The sequence below is a fragment of the Streptomyces noursei ATCC 11455 genome (assembly GCF_001704275.1).
Classification (GTDB): Bacteria; Actinomycetota; Actinomycetes; order Streptomycetales; family Streptomycetaceae; genus Streptomyces; species Streptomyces noursei.
This window is the reverse complement of sequence record NZ_CP011533.1, coordinates 886,672-907,701: the sequence shown is the minus strand read 5'-3', so window position 1 is coordinate 907,701 and position 21,030 is coordinate 886,672. Positions and strand designations below refer to the sequence as shown.

The following is a 21,030-nucleotide window of genomic DNA, read 5'->3' as shown; positions in this document are numbered from 1 at the left end:
TTCCTTCGCGTCGGCGTCAACGTTTAGCGTCTCCGTATGCGCATCGGCGAACTTGCGGAACGGGCCGGGGTCAGCACGCGGACGCTGCGGTACTACGAGTCCCGCGGACTGCTGCCGGCCCGGCGGGCGGTCAACGGATACCGGGTGTACGACGAAGAGGACCTGTGCCTGGTGACCCAGATCCGCGCCCTTCAGGAGTTCGGGTTCGGGCTCGACGAGACCCGGCCGTTCGTGGAGTGCCTGCAGGCCGGGTACCCGAGCGGGGACTCCTGTCCTGCCTCGCTCGACGGGTACCGCCAGAAGATCGCCGAACTCGACGCGCTGATCGGCCAGTTGCAGTCGGTGCGCGACCAAGTGAACACGCAGTTGGTACGGGCCGAGGCGGAGCTGCCTGGTGGGCCCGAACCGCGGTGCGAGATGAGGGGATGACGATGAGCGGGACGACGGCGCCACACGGAGCGGCGGAGATATCGGAGATCACGGACGACACGTTCGCGGCCGAGGTGCTGACGGCGGAGCTTCCGGTACTGGTGGAGTTCACCGCCGACTGGTGTCCGCCGTGCCGACAGCTGGCCCCGGTACTGGCCGCGATCGCCGACGAGGAACGCGGCCGGCTCAAGGTCGTCCAGCTCGACGTGGACCGCAACCCGCGGACGATGATCGCCTACGGGGTGCGGTCGGCGCCCACGCTCATCGTGTTCCGTGATGGGGAGCCGGTGCGGTCGATGGTTGGCGCGCGGTCCAAGCGGCGGCTGCTCCAGGAACTCGCGCCGGTGCTGGAGGCGTAGAACGCGCCGCGGCGGGGCGTCGGTGGGCGTGCGGGAGCGCATTGCGGTGTGAGCGCCGGAGCGCGCCCGGTACGCACGCCGCCGTGCCTCCAACGCCAGGCGTCGAGTTCGGGAAACCGCCCCATGGCGTCCCTGGCGCCGACTGATACTGGCGGCGGTTCGATGACTGGCCGCCGGTATCGCCGGCGGCAGTGGCCTTCCCGCCTACACCGAGGAGCATTGCCATGCGTCGTATGCGTTCGTTCGCCGTCGCTTCGGCCGCCCTGGCGGTCGTGTTCGGCCTCGCGCCCACTGCAACCGGCGCCTCCGCGGCGCCCGCCCACCGGGCGTCCTATCGCTGCAGCCCCGGCTACTTCTGCATCTACAGCAACTGGAACGGCGGGGGAACCCGTTGCCAGTGGTCGCAGCGGAGCAAGGCGAACACCGCTGATGACTGTTCCTTCATCCGACGGGGCCAGAAGGTCCGTTCCCTGTGGAACGGCACCGGTCACCGGGTGCAGTACTACACCCAGACCAACTACCACGGCCGCGTCGGCTCCACCCCGGCCGGTGCGGGCGGCAACCTCCAGGGCAGCTACCAGATCCGTTCCTTCAAGCCGCAGTAGGGGAGAGGGAGAGCGAGAGGAACTGCTGGAGACGATCCTGCCGGCACCCCGACGGCCGCAGGGGCGACGACAGGCGCCCAACGCCCCGCGTCATGCGGGGTGTTGGGCGCCTGTCATCGTGCGAACGCTTCGCACGGAGCCGAAGTCGAGGGCGAGGAAAGCGAGGGGACTAGATTCAAGGAAGGAGGAGAAGGAAGTCCCGTCATGGCCTCGCCGTGGCCAACGATAACAGTCAGGCGGGGATCAGGTCGCGGAGATTTCCCGGCGTGATGACCAGGGAATCCGGGTGCAGCCCCTCGGGGCGTTCCAGGCCGAGGTAGGTGACCGGTTCGTCGGGGAGCGCCCCGCCCTCCCACCGCGTGACGGTCGTGGCGGAGTCCGCCATCAGGTCGGCGAGGTAGCGCACGGTGAGGTAGTCGCGGGCGACGATGCCGCGCAGCAGGGTGGCGACGGACACCCGGTTCCCCTCGACCTGGTTGGAGGTCGGTGTGCCCGTCAGGTAGAGGTGCAGCCACTTGGCGTGCCACCGGCCGTCGGTGCCGCGTTGGAACGCCAGCGGCAGCGCGACCCGCCCCGGGCCGCGCAGTTCCGACTTCATGCGCACGGTGCGGGGCTCGAACGGGCGGCCCCGCTGTTCGGCGTCGCGCAGCATGAAGCCGAAGAACGACTCCTCGACCTCGTCGAAGCCCTCGCCGGAGAAGACGTTGACCTGCGGGACGATGAACGTGCCGGGGACGGCGTCCAGGCGCAGGTTGATGAACTCCGAGGCGCCGTCGGGTGCGTCGGTGATGTCGCCGGAGTGCTCGCCGCCGACGCCGGTGAGGGCGGTGTAGGAAAGCCAGGAGTGGGTGGAGTAGTCGGCGTTGAGCATCAGTGCCGACAGGTCGAAGTCCGTGGTGCGGGAGGTCTGCTTCCAGTAGACAAAGAAGCGGAGCAGTTCGCCCTCGACGGGGGATATCGAGCCGCGCGGGAGAACGCCCAGGCCGGAGGTGGTCGCCTTGCCGCTGAGCGGCAGCGCGACGTCCAGCACGGCGGGGTCGATGAGCAGATGACGCGGGGTCGGCAGGCGCCGGCGGAGCTCGGCGTCCAGCACGGCGGTCAGCCGCTTGCGCTCCGCCGGCAGCACGGGCGGGCGGGTGTCGGCGGTGACCCAGGCACGGCCCCGGCGGTTGACGAACACCCGGCGTTCGGCGGTTTCCTCGGCGCGATTCTGGAGGTGCTCGCGGACCGCGAGCAGCACACGCCCGGAGACCTGCGGTGCGACCCGTTCGGCGGCGGCCACGACGGCGTCGCGCTCCGCCTGGGTGTGGGCGTCGCGCAGCAGCCGGTCCAGGGCGCGGAACAGCTTGCCCGGCGCGGACGTCAACAACTCCAGTGCGCCGGCGATGTCGTGCATGGCCAGGCACTCCTCGGCGCGGCCGTCGAGGGAGCGGGCCTGCTGCTCGCCGCGGGCGACGGCGAACACCTCGGCGGCGTGCGGCCAGCGCGGGTACTCGTGCGGGTGGAGGCGTTCGCCGAGGCGCTTCCACGGCTCGCGGTGGGCCGGCACGTCGGCGAGCTTGGCCGGGGACGCGGCGACCACCCGGTCCAGCCCCGCGAGGAGGGCGCGGCGGACCGGCCGGGACAGTGCCCGGAACCGGGTCGGCTCCAGCAGCGTCACATCGCCGTCGGACAGGGCGCAGGCCAGCCGGAGGACATCCGTGACGGTGTCCAGGAGGAGGTCGGCGCCCTTCTCCAGGCGGACCTGGTTGATCAGGGCGCGGTTCTCGCGGACCGGGATGGCCTCGGGCTGGGGGCCGGACGCACCGTGCTCGGCGAGGAGCCGCAGGTCGTTGCGGTCGTCGTCCCCGAGGGGCGTGCTGCTGCCGGCCAACGCGAGGTACGCCGCGGTGGTCTCGTCGGCCAGGCTGCCGCCCAGGTGCAGCACCGTCATACGGTCGCCGGCCGCCGCGATCAGCTCGTCGTGGGCGGCGAGCATCTCGGCGTAGGTGTGCCGGTAGTTGCCGTAGGACGGGAGAGTGAGCAGGTCCAGTACGCCGGAGCGGAGCTGGGCGAGGGTACCGGCGCGGGCGGTGTCGTCGGCCAGCGCCTCGGTGATGCACCGCATCCAGAAGTCGAGGGTGGCGGGCACATGGGCCGGGAAATCGCGGAAGTAGACGTTGTGCTCGACGTGGTCGCCGAGCCTCGTGCGGACGGCGCGCAGGGTGTGCGCCGCGGTGTCCACGACCGTGCCCTCGGACAGCTCCGACAGGTGTGCCAGCAACTCCGCGGAGAGTTTGAAGCCCACCGACATCAGCGCGGCGTCGAGCTGCCGCGCCGCGACGGCACCGTCCCCGGCGGGTCCCGTGGGGGCGGGGAGGCGGTGGGTGTGGCGGATGACCAGTGATGCGAGACCGTGTCCCATTCCCGCATGATCCCAGGCGGGTGTGCGGTGACGCATGCGGATTTCGGCACGGCGGCCGTTCCCCGCCGCCGAACCGGCCGGCCGGGCGGGCGGACAGGCGGGTGGGCGGGCAGGCGGGTGGGCACGGTCCCGGTCAGCGGCTCTGCCTCCTGCGGTCGGTGTGCGCCTGGGCCGCGCCACGGGCCACGGCGCGGGCCAGGCGCTCGGAGTCCCCGTCGATGCCGATCAGCCGGTTGTGATGCATGTGGAGCAGCGCGTGCAGTACCCGGTCCGGGTGGCTCCAGGCGCGTTCGCCCAGCTTGCGCAGGAGATGCCGGTAGGCGGACACCTGCCGTGCGCGGCGGGCCCAGGCGGTGCGCAGTACGTGCCCGCCGGCGGCCGGCCCCGGATCGTCGCGGTACGGATCGACCAGGGACAGGACGTGGCGCCGTCGCTCGCGGAAGGCCCGGTACGCCCCGTCGTCCCTGGGCACGGACCGCAGCAGCCAGTCCGCACCGGCGCGGTCCTCGCGGCCCGGCGCGGGGGCCGCCGCGCCGTCGGCGTGGAAGGCGCGCGCGAGGTCCGCGAAGCCCGCGGCGGCCAACAGCGGCGGTTCGACGCCCTCCTGGCGTGCGTAGCCGCGGCGCAGATGCTCCAGCACGGTGACGCTGTCGGCGTGGAAGACCCGCTCCGCGGCCGCGATCGCCTCCGGCCCGCCGTACCGCTCCCACTCCGGGTCGTAGCCGTCGCAGACCACCCGCCCCAGCAGGCCGCCGTCGCGCAGCCGACCGGTGGTGTCGTGCAGCCGCGGCAGCAGCTTCCCCGCCAGCACCTCGGGCGGGGCGTGGAACCGGAGCACCAGGCGCGGGCCGTGCGCGTCACGGTGGCGCAGGAAGAACCACCGGTCGACCTCCGCGGGCAACTGGTCCACCAGCGCCGGCAGATGCACGGCGAGCAGTTCCTCGTGCCGTGCGGCCGGGGCGTACCAGGCGGTGGACAGCCATTCCCCGCCCGGCAGATGCACCCCGGGCCGGGGGCGCGGCGGGACGTGACGCCGGGACGCGGGCGGCTGCGGCTCCGGACGCTCCGCGGGACGGGTCAGCCGCAGTGGGAAGACCACCTCGGCGTGGTGGGCGCCGCCCGGACCGCGCAGCCAGCCGTCCGGGCGGCCGGCGGCATCGGCGGCCACCTCCCGCAGCTCGGCCTGCCCGGACCGCAGCAGCTCGTGCCGGAGCAGCGCCAGATGCCCCGGCAGCGACAGATCGAGCTGGACGCCGCGGTCGCGCTGTCCCACCCAGACCCGCTCCGGGACCCGCCACCCCTCTCGCCAGCGCTGCCAGGCATCCCGCCAGTCCGCGAACGGCAGCCTGACGTCCAGCAGTTCGGGGGCGGGGCGCCAGCGCGCCGGTGCCAGCACGGTCCGCCCGTAACGCACCCGCGGCAGGTACGGCAGCACCCCGGCCCCGCCCCAGTCCCAGGCGCGCCAGCGACGCACCCCGCTCTCGGCCAGCTCGCAGACGAACCGGGCCGCGTCGGGCAGGTCCCACTGCGGGGTGAGGACGTGGAACACGGCGGGGTCGATCCGCCGGCCGGTCGCGGAATCCACCAGGGACAGCCGATCCGGTTCGGCGCGGACGGCGAGACCGCGCAGGTCCAGCACCCCGGGATCGTCCGGGTCGGCGAAGCAGCCGACGGGGAGGAGGCGGTCCAGCCACTGGGGGACCTGCGCCATGTTGCCCAGCCGGGCGCGTCCGGGGCGCAGGGCGACCTGCGCGCGCCAGGGCTCCTCCGGTGCCGGCTCCTCCCGTACCAGCGCGGCCAGTTCGGCGGCCGTCCGGTCGTCCAGGAGGTGGCCGGACCGGCCGAGCAGCGCACCGGCCTGCCCGGTCCCGCCGACCACCACCAGGCCGAAGTCCCCGTCGGACAGCGCCTCGCAGGACGCGGCGAGCAGCTGCGCGTTCAATTCCAACGTCGCCGGCGGCCGGCCGTCGGCACGGGCCAGGCGGCGCACCGCAGGATGGTCGGGATCCAGTACCACCTCCGAGGCGCCGGACAGCAGGGCCTGCTGGGCCAACTCGGCCAGGGCCCGGTCGCGTTCCGGATCGCCCGGGGTGGCCTGGGCGTGCCCGGTACCGGCCGGACACCGATAGCCCGCCGGTGCGCCCAATCCCACGTCCGGGTCCAGCACCTCCGTCACCGGCACCACCCGGTCGGTCCCGTAGCGCGCCACGAACGCCTCGCGGTACTCCCGGAGATGATCGGGTGCGGACTCCGGGGGGCTCAGGCGCCACAGGAACTCCGCAGCCCGCGCGGCCTCCTCGACCACCGCGGCCGGCAGCCGCACCTCGACGTCCAGGGCGAGCTCCACATGGAGCGGGACGGGCCGGTCGCGCAACCTCCGCATCCGGTCGCCGACCTGCTCCAGCGAGGACGCCCCGGACCCCACTGGCCGAGTCGCGTAGGACGTCAACTCGGCCTGGATCAGGCGTAGTTCGGCAAGCTCCGGAAGGTGCGTGGGCGGCACATCCGCGCAGCTGCGCACCACGTGGCGCAACGGGTCGGCCGCCGTCGACGGCGGGCGCGCCTCGGTCAGCAGGATCTCCTTGGCGACCAGTTCGGACAGCGTCCCGTACACCGACTGCTCGGTGGCTCCCGGAATCCGCAACAACAGCGCCCCGACCAGCTCCGCACCACGCAGCGGGCGGCGCGCCAGCTGCCGCACCGCCTGCACCACCAGGGTGTTCCGCACGCTCACCTCCTGGAGCGCGCGCCGGCCGCCGGCACCGTCCGGGGCGTCGCCCGGGGGCCGGCCCTCGCGCGCCGACTGCGGCACGTACGGCAGCACCAGCCGACCGCCGCGTTCCGTGCACAGCCCGTTGACCACCACCCGCAGATGGGCCAGGACGCCCGGCCGCCGTTCCCAGGCCGAGACGAGTTCGATGAGCCACTCCACGTCCGGCCGGACCCGACGGGTGTGCGCGCCGCCCCAACGCACCTTCGCCGCATCCGCCGCATCCCGCTCCGTGTCGTACCGCACCGGCGCGACCCCGGCCATCAGCCCGAACGGTGTGGCGCGGGTGCTCATCCGCAACCGGTGGGACGCCAACGCCCGTACCGCTCGCCGGAGCCTGGCCGGGTTCACGTCCGGAGATCCGTCCAGCACCTGCCGCACCACCGCGGCCAGCGCCGGATGGGACGCCAGTACCGCCTCCCGCACCAACGGGTCGGTCGCCAGCGTGCGTAAGGAGGCGGCCGGGTCGGGCAGCCCGGCCGGTTCGGGCGGCCCAGGGCGGCCGGTGGCCTCCTCCGGATCCGTCCCGAGGTCCGCCGGGACCTCCGCCGCCCGGCACATCGGAAGGACCGGGGCGCGCACCACGCCGATGCCGACCCCGCGAAACAGGCACTCACCGGACACCAACGACTTCCCTCGCTTCCCCGGTACCCCGGACCTGTGCGTCCCAGTTCTTGGGGTCCGTCCGGGACCTTACGTGAAGCACCGTTTACCTGTATATGCAGAGAATTCCCTGAACCGGTGCGTGGCGGCCAAGGCGTCCCCGCAGCGTGGTGAACCGCCTGGTCAGCCACCATTCGTCGCCCATGGCTACGCCCTGACGCCCCGCCGAGTTCACCCTGATTAAGGTGGGCTGCCCAACCGACTTCGAGGTGAGTGAACTTGACGCATTCGAGGCGCACGACAGATGCGGAAGCCGCGGACCCGGGAGATTCCGGAGGCGGAGGAGAGAAGGCAGAGCCGGTGCGCGGCAGACGGCGTGTCCTCCTGCTGTTGGCGGTGGCGGGCTGCGCCTACCTGATCGACCTGTGCAGCAAGCTGGCAGTGGTGGAGAAGTTGGAGTACCGCGATCCCGTCCCGGTGCTCGGCGCCTGGCTGGAGCTGCGGGTGACGCGCAACTCCGGCGCGGCGTTCGGCATGGGCGGCGCGATGACCATCCTGTTCACCGTGATCGCGGTGGCCGTCGTCGTGGCGATCGTCCGCCTGGCACGCAAGCTCTACAGCGTCCCGTGGGCGATCGCGCTGGGCCTCCTGCTCGGTGGTGCGCTCGGGAATCTGACGGACCGCCTCTTCCGGTCCCCCGGGGGCCTGCAGGGCGCGGTCGTCGACTTCATCGCCGTCCGCGGCTTCAGCGTGATGAACCTCGCCGACTGGGCGATCGTCTGCGGCGGCGTCCTCATCGTGTTCTGTTCCTTCCGGGGCTGGGAATTGGGCGACCCCGGTGGCAAGGCGGACGACGCGACGGCCGGGGCACGGGTGACCGGCGGGTAATGTCGCGTGGCAGCGCACCGGATGAGGGCGAGGCGAGGCGTCCTGGCCCGGCAGGCACATCCGACCCGACCGGTCCCCGACCGGACATCAATCGCAACGGTGGTATTCGATGGCAGACCATGACCTGACCGGGTTCGACCGCGACCACTTCACCCACGACGGCGTCACGCGCCGGATCCTCCGACGTGGCACCGGGCCCGCGGTGGTGGTGCTGGCGGAGGTTCCCGGCATCACGCCGAAGGTGCTGGAGTTCGCGGAGCGCGTCGCCGCCATCGGCTGCACCGCCGTGCTCCCGGTACTGTTCGGCACCCCCGGTCGCGATGCCGACCCCCACCACGTCGGGTGGCTGAAGTCCACGCTGTACACCGTCTCGACGGCCCGGAAGGTCTGTGTGAGCCGGGAGTTCACGCTGCTCGCCACCGGGAAGTCCTCTGCGGTGGTGACCTGGCTGCGGGCCCTGGCCGCGCAGGAGCACGAGCGTTGTGGCGGGCCCGGCGTCGGGGCCGTCGGCATGTGCCTGACCGGCGGCTTCGCCCTGGCCATGGCCGTCGACGACCGGCTGATCGCCCCCGTGCTGTCCCAGCCCTCGCTGCCCCTGGCCCTGACCAGGAGCCGGGCCGGGGGCATCGACATCTCGCCCGAGGACCTCGCCACCGTCCGGGGCCGCTGCGAGCGCGAGGGCCTTTCGGTGATGGGCCTGCGATTCCAGGGCGACCGCCTGGTGCCGAGCGACCGGTTCGCGTTCCTGCGCCGCGAACTGGGCGACGCGTTCACCGCCGTGGAACTGCCCGATTCCGCCGCCAACCCGCAGTCCGCGTTGACGCCGCACTCCGTACTGACCGAACACCTCGTCGACGAACCCGGCCAGCCGACCCGCGAGGCCCTGGACGACGTGCTGGACCTCTTCCGCACGCGCCTGCTGGGGGAGTCGCACGACGCGGACGAGACGGTGCCGTCCACACAGACCGGGGAGTGACCGCAACGGGCCCCGACGCGCCCCTGGCGTGCGGGGTCCCGACCCCGTCGCGGCGAGGAGAGCACTCCGGGGAGACGCGGAGCGGGGAGTACGAGGGCACAGGGGTGAGCGGGTGCGGACGGCTCGTGGGTGACGATCCGGTTGCGATGCGGGGCGTTGCCGAGTCCGCGGTCGGATGTCCTCGTTGGCCGGATATGGGGTCTTCCGTCTTCGAGCCGGAGAGTGCCGGCACGCCGCGGTTGCGCGGCGCGTACTGGGTGGATCAGCAGCGGGTCAGAGCGGATCGCTGCTGCTCGTGGTGTGTGCCGCGGGAGGTGCCGACGGTGCCGTGCGTGAATCGGGGCGTGGTCGCCGTCGCGATCGCGGTGGTGTCGGTGCTGCTCGTGCTGACCGTGGTGGTGGCGACGGCCTACTTGCCGTGAGCCCGGTCCTTGCGCCGCGACCTGGGCAGCGGATGCACCTCTTCGGTCGACGCCAAGGGGCGGTGGCGCAGGTCGAGATAGGCGCGGACGGAGACGCCGGGCTGCCCCGGCGTCTGCCAGGGCGCGGAGGGGCCGCTGGAACGCCACAGACGGCCCAGCTCGGCCGCGGCAAGGGTGGCGGTGGCTTCGTCGGCGGCGGTGACGTCGATGACGACCATGCCGGGTTCGCTGACATGTTCCTCGTGGATATGCACAGTTCTGTATGACCTATTTCGCCCCGTGGCGTAAGGAGTAGCCGGCAGGTTTCATCCGAAGGTGGGGCGCGGGAGCGGCGAGTTGACCGTGAGGTGCGTGCGGTGTTCCCGGTCGCGCCGGGGGGTGGGGGCCGGCAGGTGGACCGCCGTGGTCAGCAGGGCGGGGGTGCTGTGCCAGCGGCCGGGGAAGACCGTGACCCGGCGACCGCCCAGCAGGGGGCCCGGGACCAGGAGTCGGGCGGTGAAGGCGCCCTGTGTCGGGTCGATGACGATCTCGGCCTCGGAGAAGTCCAGTTCGCGCTGGGTCAGGGGATACCACGCCTTGAAGACGCTCTCCTTGGCGCTGAAGAGCAGCCGGTCCCAGTGGACGTCCGGACGATGGGCCGCCAGGGCCACGAGGTGCGGCCGTTCCGAGGGCAGGGCGATGGCGTTCAGGACGCCGGCCGGCAGCGGACCGTTCGGTTCGGCGTCGATGCTCACCGCGGCCGACAGCTCCGCGGGGGAGACGGCGGCGGCGCGGTAGCCGGCGCAGTGCGTCATGCTGCCGACGATGCCCGGCGGCCACTGCGGGGCGCCGCGCCGATTGGGCAGTATGGCCCGGTCCGGGTGGCCGAGCCGGCGCAGGGCCCGGCGGGCGAGATGGCGGACGGTGGTGAACTCGCGCTGCCGGGACTCCACGGCCCGGGCGATGACCTCGCGTTCCGAGGAGAGCAGCCGGTCGCCGGGGCGCGGCCGGTCGTCGTACGCCGCCTCGGTGGCGACCGTGGCGGGCAGGATCAGTTCGATCACCGCATACCTCCGGCGAACGGTAAGAACAGGGGGTTGCTTCGGGGCACGGTTCCGTCCTTGACGGGGCGCCGTGGGCGGCCGGGTCAGCCGGCCGCGGCGCCCGCGGTGGGAGTGTGGGTGCGGGCTGCGTGCAGCCGGGCGTACAGGCCCTGCGCGCACAGGAGTTGATCGTGGGTGCCCTGCTCGACGATGCGGCCGGCGTCCATCACGACGATCAGGTCCGCGTCGCGGATCGTGGACAGGCGGTGCGCGATCACGAAGCTGGTCCGGCCCGCCCGCAGGGAGTTCATGGCGCGTTGGATCAGGACCTCGGTCCGGGTGTCCACGGAGCTGGTGGCCTCGTCCAGCACGAGGACGGCCGGTCTGGCGAGGAAGGCCCGGGCCACGGTCAGCAGCTGCTTCTCGCCGGCGCTGACGGTGCCCGACTCGTCGTCCAGCACGGTGTCGTAGCCCTGCGGCAGGGTGCGGATGAAGCGGTCGGCACAGGTCGCGCGGGCCGCCTCCTCGATGTCCGCACGGCAGGCACCGGGTGCGCCGTACGCGATGTTCTCCGCGATGGTGCCGCCGAACAGCCAGGTGTCCTGGAGCACCAGCCCGAAGCGGGACCGCAGGTCGTCGCGGGTCATCGTCGCGGTGTCGGTGCCGTCCAGGAGGATGCGGCCGGAGTCCGGTTCGTAGAAGCGCATCAGGAGGTTGCCGAGGGTGGTTTTGCCGGCGCCGGTGGGGCCGACGATCGCCACGGTGCTGCCCGGTTCCACGGTCAGCGAGAGGTTCTCGATGAGGGGCGTGTCGGGGGAGTAGCGGAAGGACACGTCGGTGAACTCGACGCGGCCCTCGGCGCGGGCGGGCGTGCCGGGCCGGAGCGGGTCCGGGGCCTGCTCGGGGGCGTCGAGCAGGGTGAAGACGCGCTGGGCGGAGGCGATGCCGGACTGGAGCCGGCCCGCCACCGAGGCGATCTCCACGATCGGCTGGCTGAACTGGCGGGCGTAGAGGATGAACGCCTGCACGTCACCGAGGGTCAGGGTGCCGTTTATGACCTTCCAGGCGCCGATGACGGCCACCAGCACATAGCCGAGGTTGGCGACGAACATCATGACCGGTTCCATGGCACCGGAGGCGAACTGCGCCTTGGCCGCAGCCCGGTAGACCGCGTCGTTGCAGGCGTCGAAGCGCTCCTCGGCCGCCGCGCGCCGGTCGAAGCCCTTGATCAGCGCATGACCGGTGCACACCTCCTCCACATGGGCGTTGAGGGTGCCGTTCGCGGACCACTGCGCGGCGTAGTGGGGCTGCGCGCGCTTGCTGATCCGGGCCGCGATCAACGCCGAGACCGGCACGCTGAGCAGCATCACCACGGCCAGCGACGGCGAGATCACCAGCATCAGCACCAGCATCGTCAACAGCGAGAAGATCGAGGTGATCAGCTCGGCGAGGGTCTGCTGGAGGGTCTGTTGGAGGTTGTCGATGTCGTTGGTGGTGCGGCTGAGCAGCTCACCGGCCGGCTGCCGGTCGAAGTGGCGCAGCGGCAGCCGGGTCAGCTTCTCCCGGGCGTCGCGGCGCAGTTCGTGGATGGTGCGCCACACCGCGGACGCCACCAGCCGGCCCTGCGCCAGCATGAACAGCGACGCCACGACGTAGAGCGCCAGCAGGACCAGCAGCAGCCGGCCGATCGCGGCGAAGTCGATCCCGGGCGCCGGGCCCGGGACGCCGCCGAGCACGCCGTCGGCGATCAGATCGGTGACCCGGCCGAGCAGCAGCGGGCCGAACGCGTTGAGCACGATCCCGCCGACGCCCATCGACACGGCGAGTGCCACGGAGCGGCGGTGCGGACGCAGCAGGCCGACGAGCCGACGTGCCGGCCGGGGCGCGGTCCGCTCCTCCTCAAGGTCGTCCGGCGAGGCCATGGGCGGCTTCCTCCTCGGTCAGCTGCGAGAGCGCGATCTCGCGGTAGGTCGGGCTGGTGCGCAGCAGCACGTCGTGGGTGCCCTGGGCGACCACGCGCCCGCGGTCCAGCACCACGATCCGGTCCGCGTCGCGGCCGGCGGAGATCCGCTGCGCCACGGTGATCACCGTGGCGCCCGCGGTGTACGGCACCAGCGCGGTCCGCAGCGCCGCATCGGTGGCCTGGTCGAGCGCCGAGAAACAGTCGTCGAAGAGATAGATCTCCGGCCGGCGCAGCAACGCCCGGGCGAGGGACAGGCGTTGGCGCTGGCCGCCGGAGACATTGCCGCCGCCCTGGGTGATCTCCGCGTCGAGGCCGTCCGGCATCCGCGCCACGAAGTCGGCCGCCTGGGCGACCCGCAGCGCCTCCCACAGCTCCTCGTCGGTGGCGTCCGGCCGCCCGAAGCGCAGATTGCTCGCCACGGTGCCGGAGAACAGGTACGGCCGCTGCGGCACGAACCCGACGGCGGCGGCGAGCGTGGCCGCGGTCAGCTCGCGGACGTCGGTGCCGCCGACCCGCACCGCGCCCTCGGTGGCGTCGGCCAGCCGCAGCACCAAGTTCAACAGGGTCGTCTTGCCGCTGCCGGTGCTGCCGAGCACGGCGATCCGCTCGCCCGGCTCGACGGTCAGGTCGACGTCCCGCAGCACGGGCTCCTCGGCGCCCGGGTAGCGGTACCCGGCCGCGCACAGTTCGATCCGGCCGGCGGGCCCGCGCACCGGCTGCGGCGCGGCCGGCGGCGCCACGCTCGACCCGGTGTCCAGGACCTCCGCGATCCGGCCGGCACAGACCCGGGCCCGCGGCACCGACAGGAACACGAAGGCGAGCATCACGACGGACATCAGGATCAGCGAGAGATAGCTCAGGAGGGCGCTGAGCGAGCCGATCGGCATCCGGCCCGCGTCGATCCGGTGGGAGCCGGTCCACAGCAGGGCTACGGTGAAACCGTTCATCAGCAGCAGCACGACCGGCAGCATCGTCGCGATCAGCCGACCCACCCGCCGCGACACCACGAGGAACGCGTCGTTGGTCTGCGCGAACCGCGCGCGCTCGTGGTCGTCGCGGACGAAGGACCGGACCACCCGCACCCCGGTGATCGCCTCGCGCAGCAGCCGCCCCAGCCGGTCCAGGGTCAGCTGCATCCGCGCGTACAGGGTGCCCATCCGGGCCAGCAGCAGGCCGAAGCAGACCGCCACCACCAGCACCAGCGCCACCAGCAGCAGTGCCAGCGGAACGTCCTGGCGCAGCGCCAGCAGCACGCTGCCCAGGCACATCAGCGGCGCGCAGACGACGATGCCGAAGCCGGTCTGGGCGAGGTTCTGCACCTGCTGCACGTCGTTCACCGACCGGGTCAGCAGGGAGGGGGTGCCGAACCGGCCGATCTCGCGGGCGGAGAAGTCCAGGATGCGGCGGAAGAGCGCGGACCGCAGATCGCGGCCCATCGCCGTCGCGGTCCGGGCGGCCAGCGCGGCCGCACCGAGCGCGGCGGCGATCTGCACCAGCGCCACCACGCCCATCACCACACCCAGCTCGGTGATGCGCCCGCCGTCGCCGCGCACCACCCCCTGGTCGATAAGTGCGGCGCCCAGCGTCGGCAGCAGCAAAGTGCCCAGGATCTGGACGAGTTGAAGGGCGACGAGAGCGGCGGTGGCCCAGGCGTAGGGGCGCAGCTGTGCCCGCAGAAGTCTCAACAGCACGGAGGAACACCCCGGTTGACGGCGGCGTGCGGCCGCGCGGTGGACGGAGTCGGCCGGCCCGCCGACCCGGTCATTGCACCGCAGTCCGCTCCGAAATTTCACTAGTGTTGGGGGTGGCAACGGACTTTTGACGGCCCGGTACTCGTGAATTCCCTAGAAAGCCCGGGATGCGTTGACAGCATCTTCCGCGGCTTGCGAGCGTGCGGGTGTCTATCGTCCGGACTGCGTATTCGACGCCAGGTCGTGGCCGAGCTCAAGCGTTTGGACGGTCTCTTTCGTGTTCGAGAAGGGTTTGCCATGTCCAAACGAGCGCTGATCACCGGAATCACCGGCCAGGACGGCTCCTATCTCGCGGAGCACCTGCTGTCCCAGGGCTACCAGGTGTGGGGTCTGATCCGCGGCCAGGCCAATCCCCGCAAGTCCCGGGTCAGCCGCCTCGCCTCCGAACTCGACTTCATCGACGGGGACCTGATGGACCAGGGCAGCCTGGTCTCCGCCGTCGACACCGTGCAGCCCGACGAGGTCTACAACCTCGGCGCCATCTCGTTCGTGCCGATGTCCTGGCAGCAGGCCGAGCTGGTCACCGAGGTCAACGGCATGGGCGTGCTGCGCATGCTGGAAGCCATCCGCATGGTCAGCGGACTGTCCACCTCCCGCACGGTCAGCCCGCGCGGCCAGATCCGCTTCTACCAGGCGTCCAGCTCGGAGATGTTCGGCAAGGCCGCCGAGACGCCGCAGCGCGAGACCACCCTCTTCCACCCGCGCAGCCCCTACGGCGCGGCAAAGGCGTACGGGCACTACATCACCCGCAACTACCGCGAGTCCTTCGGCATGTACGCGGTCTCCGGCATGCTCTTCAACCACGAATCCCCGCGCCGCGGCCAGGAATTCGTCACCCGCAAGATCAGCCTGGCGGTCGCCCGCATCAAGCAAGGCCTCCAGGACAAGCTGGCACTCGGCAACCTCGACGCGGTGCGCGACTGGGGCTATGCCGGCGACTACGTCCGCGCCATGCACCTGATGCTCCAGCAGGACGCCGGCGACGACTACGTCATCGGCACCGGGCAGATGCACTCGGTGCGCGACGCGGTCCGGATCGCGTTCGAACACGTCGGCCTGAACTGGGAGGACTACGTCGTCATCGACCCCGACCTGGTGCGGCCCGCCGAGGTCGAGGTGCTGTGCGCCGACAGCGCCAAGGCCCAGGACCGCCTCGGCTGGAAGCCGGACGTCGACTTCCCCACCCTCATGCGCATGATGGTCGATTCCGACCTGGCGCAGGTTTCCCGCGAAAACCAATACGGCGACGTGCTGCTCGCCGCCAACTGGTAGCAGTTCTCAAGCTTTCGAAAACTAGTGAATTCCTGCCGGAATTCCGACGACACTCGCCACATGGATTCCCCCGGTGAGTGGCGAATCCAGGTGGCGAATCCGAACGTACCGCCGAAACGGCGTGGAGAAGTCGGACGCCATTCACGTGCGGCCGTCGGCTGTCGAGATGGGTTGAGTTGAGATGGACAACGAACAAAAACTCCGGGATTACCTCAAGCTTGCGACGGCCGACCTTCGACGCACCCGGCGGCGCGTCCACAAGCTGGAGTCGGCGGCCCAGGAACCGGTGGCCATCATCGGCATGACCTGTCGCTACCCCGGCGGCGTCCGCAGCCCCGAAGACCTCTGGCGCATGGTCGAGGCCGGCGAGCACGGCGTCACCCCGTTCCCCACCGACCGCGGTTGGGACCTGGAGGCGCTGGCCGCCGCGCCGACCGCCTCCGGCGGATTCCTGCACGACGCACCCGACTTCGACGCGGACTTCTTCGGCATCTCGCCGCGCGAGGCGGTCGCCATGGACCCGCAACAGCGCGTCGTCCTGGAATCCGCCTGGGAGGCGTTCGAACGCGCCGGCATCGACCCGACGTCCGTGAAGGGCAGCCGCACCGGAGTCTTCATCGGCGCGATGGCCCAGGACTACCGGGTCGGCCCCGCCGACGGCGCCGAGGGCTTCCAACTCACCGGCAACACCGGCAGCGTGCTGTCCGGCCGCATCTCCTACACCTTCGGCACGGTCGGCCCCGCCGTCACCGTCGACACCGCCTGCTCCTCCTCCCTCGTCGCCGTCCACCTCGCCACCCAGGCGCTGCGGGCCGGCGAGTGCACCCTCGCCCTCGCCGGCGGCGTCACCATCATGTCCGGCCCCGGCACCTTCATCGAAATGGGCCGCCAGGGCGGGCTCTCCGCCGACGGCCGCTGCCGCTCCTTCGGCGACACCGCCGACGGCACCGGCTGGGCCGAAGGCGTCGGCATCCTCGTCCTGGAACGGCTGTCCGACGCCGTCCGCAACGGCCACGAGATCCTCGCCGTCGTCCGCGGCACCGCCGTCAACCAGGACGGCGCCTCCAACGGCCTGACCGCCCCCAACGGCCCCTCCCAGCAGCAGGTCATCCAGCAGGCCCTGGTCAACGCCCGACTCGCCGCCGGGGACATCGACGTCGTCGAGGCGCACGGCACCGGCACCACCCTCGGCGACCCCGTCGAGGCCCAGGCCCTGCTCGCCACCTACGGGCAGAACCGCCCGGCGGACCGGCCGCTGCTGCTGGGCTCGGTCAAGTCCAACCTCAGCCACACCCAGGCCGCCGCCGGCGTCGCCGGCGTGATCAAGATGGTCATGGCGATGCGGCACGGCACCCTGCCGCGCACCCTGCACGCCGAGGAGCCCACCCACCACGTCGACTGGTCGCAGGGCGCCGTGCGGCTGCTGACCGACACCACCGACTGGCCCGCCACCGGGGCGCCGCGCCGCGCCGCCGTCTCCTCCTTCGGCATCAGCGGCACCAACGCCCACACCATCATCGAGCAGGCCCCCGAACCGCAGCCCGAGGACGCCGCGACCGCGCAGGACGACGCCGCCGGCAGCACGCCGGCCACCGCCCCCGTAGTGCCCGGCGTCGTACCGGTCCTGCTCTCCGGCCGCACCCCGGACGCCCTGCGCGGCCAGGCCGCGGCCCTGCGCGCCGCCCTCGACACCGGCCGGCGGCCCGACCTGCTCGACCTCGCACACTCCCTCGCCACCACCCGCGCCGGGTTCGAGCACCGCGCCGTCCTCCTCGCCACCGACCACCCCGCCCTGACCGACGGCCTCACCGCCCTCGCCGACGCCGACGACCCGGCCGCCGCCCCCGCCTGGATCACCGGCACCACCCGGGCCGAGACCCGGCTCGCCGTCCTGTTCACCGGCCAGGGCGCCCAACGCCTCGGCGCGGGACGGGAACTCGCCGCCCGTTTCCCGGCGTTCGCCACCGCCCTCGACGCGGCGCTCGACGCCTTCACCCCGCACCTCGACCGCCCCCTGCGCGAGGTCCTGTGGGGCACCGACGCCGCCCTGCTCGACCGCACCGCATACGCCCAGCCGGCCCTCTTCGCCGTCGAAGTGGCGCTCTACCGGCTGATCGAATCGTTCGGCGTCCGCCCCGACCACCTCGCCGGCCACTCCGTCGGCGAGATCGTCGCCGCGCACCTCGCCGGGGTCCTCTCCCTGGCCGACGCCGCCACCCTCGTCGCCGCCCGCGGTCGCCTGATGCAGGCGCTGCCCGACGGCGGGGCGATGATCGCCGTCCAGGCGTCGGAAGCCGACGTCGCCCCGCTGCTCGCCGGGCACGAGGACCAGGTCGCGATCGCCGCCGTCAACGGCCCCTCCGCCGTCGTCCTGTCCGGCGCCGAAGCCACCGTCACCGCGCTCGCCGAACAGCTCGCCGCCGACGGCCGCAAGACCCGCCGGCTGCGCGTCTCGCACGCCTTCCACTCGCCGCTCATGGAGCCGATGCTCGACGCCTTCCGCGCCGTCGTCGAAGACCTCACGCTCCAGCCGCCGCTCCTGCCGGTCGTCTCCAACCTGACCGGCAAGCCCGCCACCGTCGCCCAACTCACCTCCGCCGACTACTGGGTCGACCACGTCCGGCACGCCGTCCGCTTCGCCGACGGCATCGACTGGCTCGCCCGGCACGACACCACCGCCTTCCTCGAACTCGGCCCCGACGGCGTGCTGTCCGCCATGGCCCAGGACTGCCTGGACGCCGCCGACGCAGACGCCGTCACCCTCCCCGCCCTGCGCGCCGGGCGCCCCGAGGAGCACACCCTCACCACCGCCCTCGCCGGTCTGCACGTCCACGGCGCCACCCTGGACTGGACCGGCTGCTTCGCCGGCACCGGCGCCCGCCGCACCGACCTGCCGACCTACGCCTTCCAGCGCCGCCGCTACTGGCCCAAGGCCCTCCAGAGCGGCACCGCCGACCTGCGCTCGGTCGGCCTCGGTGCCGCCCACCACCCGCTGCTCTCCGCCGCCGTCTCCCTCGCCGACGCAGGCGGCACCCTGCTCACCGGCCGCCTCTCCCGGCAGACCCACCCCTGGCTCGCCGACCACACCGTCCGCGGCACCACCCTGCTGCCCGGTACCGCCTTCCTCGAACTCGCCGTCCGCGCCGGCGACGAGGTCGGCTGCGACCGCGTCGAGGAACTCACCCTCGCCGCACCGCTCCTGCTGCCCGAACAGGGCGGCGTCCAGGTCCAGTTGTGGATCGGCAACCCCGACGTGTCCGGTCGCCGCACCGTCAACGTCCACGCCCGCCCCGACACCGGCGACGACACCCCCTGGACCGCCCACGCCACCGGCGTCCTCACCACCGCCGACGCCTCCCGCCAGCTCCCGGCTTCGTCCGAGCAGGGCGGCACCCCCCTCGCCGGCGACCCCCACCCCGCCCTCGACGCGGCCCAGTGGCCCCCGGCCGGCGCCGAACCGCTGCCGCTGGACGGCCACTACGACCGCCTCGCCGACGGCGGCTTCGGCTACGGCCCGGTCTTCCAGGGCCTGCGCGCCGCCTGGCGCGGCGGCGACGTCGTCTACGCCGAGGTCGAGCTGCCCGAGGCCGGCCGGTCCGACGCCGAGGCGTTCGGCCTCCACCCCGCCCTGCTCGACGCCGCCCTGCACGCCGCGCCCTTCACCGGCCTCGGCGAACGCGGCCGGGGCGGCCTGCCGTTCTCCTGGGAGGGCGTCTCCCTCCACGCCGGCGGCGCCACCACCCTCCGCGTCCGCCTGACCCCGGTCGCCGACGACGCGCTCGCCCTGACCGTCGCCGACGGCACCGGCGCGCCCGTGCTGTCCGTCGACTCGCTCGTCCTGCGCAGCGTGGCGACCCAACAGCTCGACACGGCCGCCGCCGTCGCCCGTGACGCCCTCTTCCGCCTCGACTGGACCCCCGTCCAGCCGACCGCCACCGACCCCGGGCCCGTCGCCCTCCTCGGCGCCGACCCCTTCGGCCTGCTCACCCACGCCGGATTCGCCGACGCCCCGGCATACCCGGACCTCGCCGCCCTCGCCGCGGCGGACGGCCCGGTCCCGACCACCGTCGTGCTGTCCCTCGCCGGCACCGGGGACGACGCGGCCGACCCGGCCCGGTCCGCACACCGCTGCGCCGCGGAGGCCCTCGCCGCCGTACAGACCTGGCTCGACCACCATGAGCGCTTCGCCGCCGCCCGCCTGGTCTTCGTGACCCGTGGTGCGACGGTCGGGCGTGATGTTGCTGCTGCTGCGGTGTGGGGTCTGGTGCGTTCGGCGCAGTCGGAGAATCCGGGGTGTTTTGCTCTGGTCGATCTGGATCCGGATGGTGCGGTGGGTGCGGCTGCGCTCGTCGCTGCGTTGGTCAGTGGTGAGCCGCAGCTTGCGGTGCGCGGTGATGTGTTGCGGGTCGCGCGTCTGGTGCGGCGGCCGCTCACCGAGGTCGGTGCGGGTGCTGATGGCACCGGGGATGGCGTCGGGGATGGCTCTGGTGTGTCGTTCTCGGGTGAGGGTGCGGTCCTGGTCACTGGTGGTACGGGTGGTCTGGGTGCGGTGTTGGCGCGTCATCTGGTGGCCGAGTATGGGGTGCGGGATCTGCTGTTGGTCAGTCGCAGTGGTGAACGTGCCGTGGGTGCTGGGGAGTTGGTGGCGGAGCTTGCGGGTGTGGGTGCGCGGGTGCGGGTGGTTGCGTGTGATGTGACCGATCGTGCCGCGGTGGTGGAGTTGGTTGGCGGGCATGCGGTGTCCGCGGTGGTTCATGCGGCTGGTGTGCTGGATGACGGCATGGTGGGTGCGTTGACCGGGGAGCGGTTGTCCGCGGTGCTGCGGCCGAAGGTGGATGCTGTCTGGCATCTACATGAGGCGACCCGCGGCCTGGACCTGGACGCGTTCGTCGTCTTCTCCTCCCTCGCCGGGGTCTTCGGCAGTCCCGGCCAGGCCAACTACGCGGCCGCGAACGCCTTCCTGGACGCGCTGATGACGCGGCGCCGGGCGGAGGGACTGCCCGGCCTGTCACTCGCATGGGGACCGTGGGAGCAGTCGGGCGGAATGACGGGCACCCTGACGGACGTCGACGCCGAACGGCTGGCCCGCTCCGGTGTCCCGCCGCTCTCCGTGGCGCAGGGCCTGGCCCTCTTCGACGCTGCCGTGGCCGGGACCGACGCCACCTGCGTTCCGGTCCGCCTGGACCTCCCCGTCCTCCGCGCACGGGGTGAAGTGCCGCCGCTGCTGAGGTCGTTGATCCGCGTCCGGGCGCGCCGAGCCGCCGTCGCCGGCTCCGCCACCGCGGGCAACCTCGCCCAGCGCCTGCGCCGCCTGGACGAGGACGGCCGCGACGAGATGGTCCTGGACCTCGTCCGCGGTCAGGTCGCCCTCGTCCTCGGCCACGCGACCGGTGGCGACGTCGACGCCGGCCGTGCCTTCCGCGACCTCGGCTTCGACTCGCTGACCGCCGTCGAACTGCGCAACCGCCTCAACACCGTCACCGGCCTGCGCCTGCCCGCCACCCTGGTCTTCGACTACCCGACCGTCCGGCACCTCGCCACGTACGTCCTGGACGAGTTGTTGGGC

13 protein-coding genes (1 of these 13 only partly in view) are annotated in these 21,030 nt (G+C 72.6%); 7 read left to right on the top strand and 6 right to left on the bottom strand.

Features of this window, described 5'->3' with window-relative positions:
- Positions 1–36 precede the first annotated feature (36 nt).
- The 3 genes from SNOUR_RS03515 (at position 37) to SNOUR_RS03505 (ending at position 1,393) form a co-directional block, all read left to right on the top strand.
- Positions 37–429, top strand: coding sequence for a MerR family transcriptional regulator (locus SNOUR_RS03515; protein ID WP_067343776.1), 393 nt, complete (start codon positions 37–39; stop codon positions 427–429).
- Positions 426–788, top strand: a complete 363-nt coding sequence (locus SNOUR_RS03510; protein ID WP_079142150.1) for a thioredoxin family protein — start codon at positions 426–428, stop codon at positions 786–788. The genes SNOUR_RS03515 and SNOUR_RS03510 overlap by 4 nt, the downstream gene beginning before the upstream one ends.
- Before the next feature lie 224 nt (positions 789–1,012).
- Positions 1,013–1,393, top strand: a complete 381-nt coding sequence (locus SNOUR_RS03505; protein WP_067343771.1) for a peptidase inhibitor family I36 protein — start codon at positions 1,013–1,015, stop codon at positions 1,391–1,393.
- Positions 1,394–1,625: 232 nt separating this feature from the next.
- On the opposite strand, the gene SNOUR_RS03500 is transcribed toward SNOUR_RS03505, so the two are convergent.
- On the bottom strand, positions 1,626–3,797 hold the full coding sequence (locus SNOUR_RS03500) for a TerD family protein (RefSeq protein WP_067343769.1): 2,172 nt from the start codon (positions 3,795–3,797) through the stop codon (positions 1,626–1,628).
- A 133-nt stretch (positions 3,798–3,930) separates the two neighbouring features.
- Entirely contained in the window at positions 3,931–7,191 is a 3,261-nt protein-coding gene (locus SNOUR_RS03495) for a lantibiotic dehydratase (RefSeq protein ID WP_079142147.1), read from the bottom strand.
- A 258-nt stretch (positions 7,192–7,449) separates the two neighbouring features.
- On the opposite strand from SNOUR_RS03495, the gene lspA reads away from it, so the two are divergent.
- Positions 7,450–8,058 (top strand): signal peptidase II, encoded by a 609-nt coding sequence (gene lspA, locus SNOUR_RS03490; protein WP_079143335.1) that lies wholly within the window; start codon positions 7,450–7,452, stop codon positions 8,056–8,058.
- Between the two features lie 109 nt (positions 8,059–8,167).
- Complete coding sequence (locus SNOUR_RS03485) at positions 8,168–9,034, top strand: dienelactone hydrolase family protein (protein ID WP_067343764.1); 867 nt, start codon at positions 8,168–8,170, stop codon at positions 9,032–9,034.
- A 409-nt stretch (positions 9,035–9,443) separates the two neighbouring features.
- On the opposite strand, the gene SNOUR_RS03480 is transcribed toward SNOUR_RS03485, so the two are convergent.
- From SNOUR_RS03480 to SNOUR_RS03465, 4 genes are all read right to left on the bottom strand, one after another.
- Positions 9,444–9,710 carry a DUF6207 family protein gene (locus tag SNOUR_RS03480; protein ID WP_229922323.1) on the bottom strand — a complete coding sequence of 89 codons (267 nt, stop codon included), beginning with the start codon at positions 9,708–9,710 and terminating at the stop codon, positions 9,444–9,446.
- A gap of 51 nt (positions 9,711–9,761) precedes the next feature.
- On the bottom strand, positions 9,762–10,499 hold the full coding sequence (locus tag SNOUR_RS03475) for a 4'-phosphopantetheinyl transferase family protein (protein ID WP_079142145.1): 738 nt from the start codon (positions 10,497–10,499) through the stop codon (positions 9,762–9,764).
- An 83-nt stretch (positions 10,500–10,582) separates the two neighbouring features.
- A complete protein-coding gene (locus SNOUR_RS03470) occupies positions 10,583–12,400 on the bottom strand; it encodes an ABC transporter ATP-binding protein (protein WP_067343761.1) in 1,818 nt (605 codons plus the stop codon).
- The gene (locus tag SNOUR_RS03465; RefSeq protein ID WP_067343757.1) at positions 12,378–14,132 is read right to left on the bottom strand and encodes an ABC transporter ATP-binding protein; all 1,755 of its coding nucleotides are present in this window, start codon (positions 14,130–14,132) and stop codon (positions 12,378–12,380) included. Before SNOUR_RS03465 ends, SNOUR_RS03470 begins: the two co-directional genes overlap by 23 nt.
- A gap of 297 nt (positions 14,133–14,429) precedes the next feature.
- Between SNOUR_RS03465 and SNOUR_RS03460 the strand changes: the two genes are divergently transcribed.
- Both SNOUR_RS03460 and SNOUR_RS03455 read left to right on the top strand, forming a co-directional pair.
- Complete coding sequence (locus tag SNOUR_RS03460) at positions 14,430–15,464, top strand: GDP-mannose 4,6-dehydratase (protein WP_067343755.1); 1,035 nt, start codon at positions 14,430–14,432, stop codon at positions 15,462–15,464.
- 181 nt (positions 15,465–15,645) lie between these two features.
- On the top strand, positions 15,646–21,030 hold the start of the coding sequence (locus SNOUR_RS03455) for a type I polyketide synthase (protein ID WP_067343753.1). It continues 23,049 nt past the right edge of the window; the window shows 5,385 of its 28,434 coding nt (coding positions 1–5,385); it begins with the start codon at positions 15,646–15,648; the stop codon falls past the right edge of the window.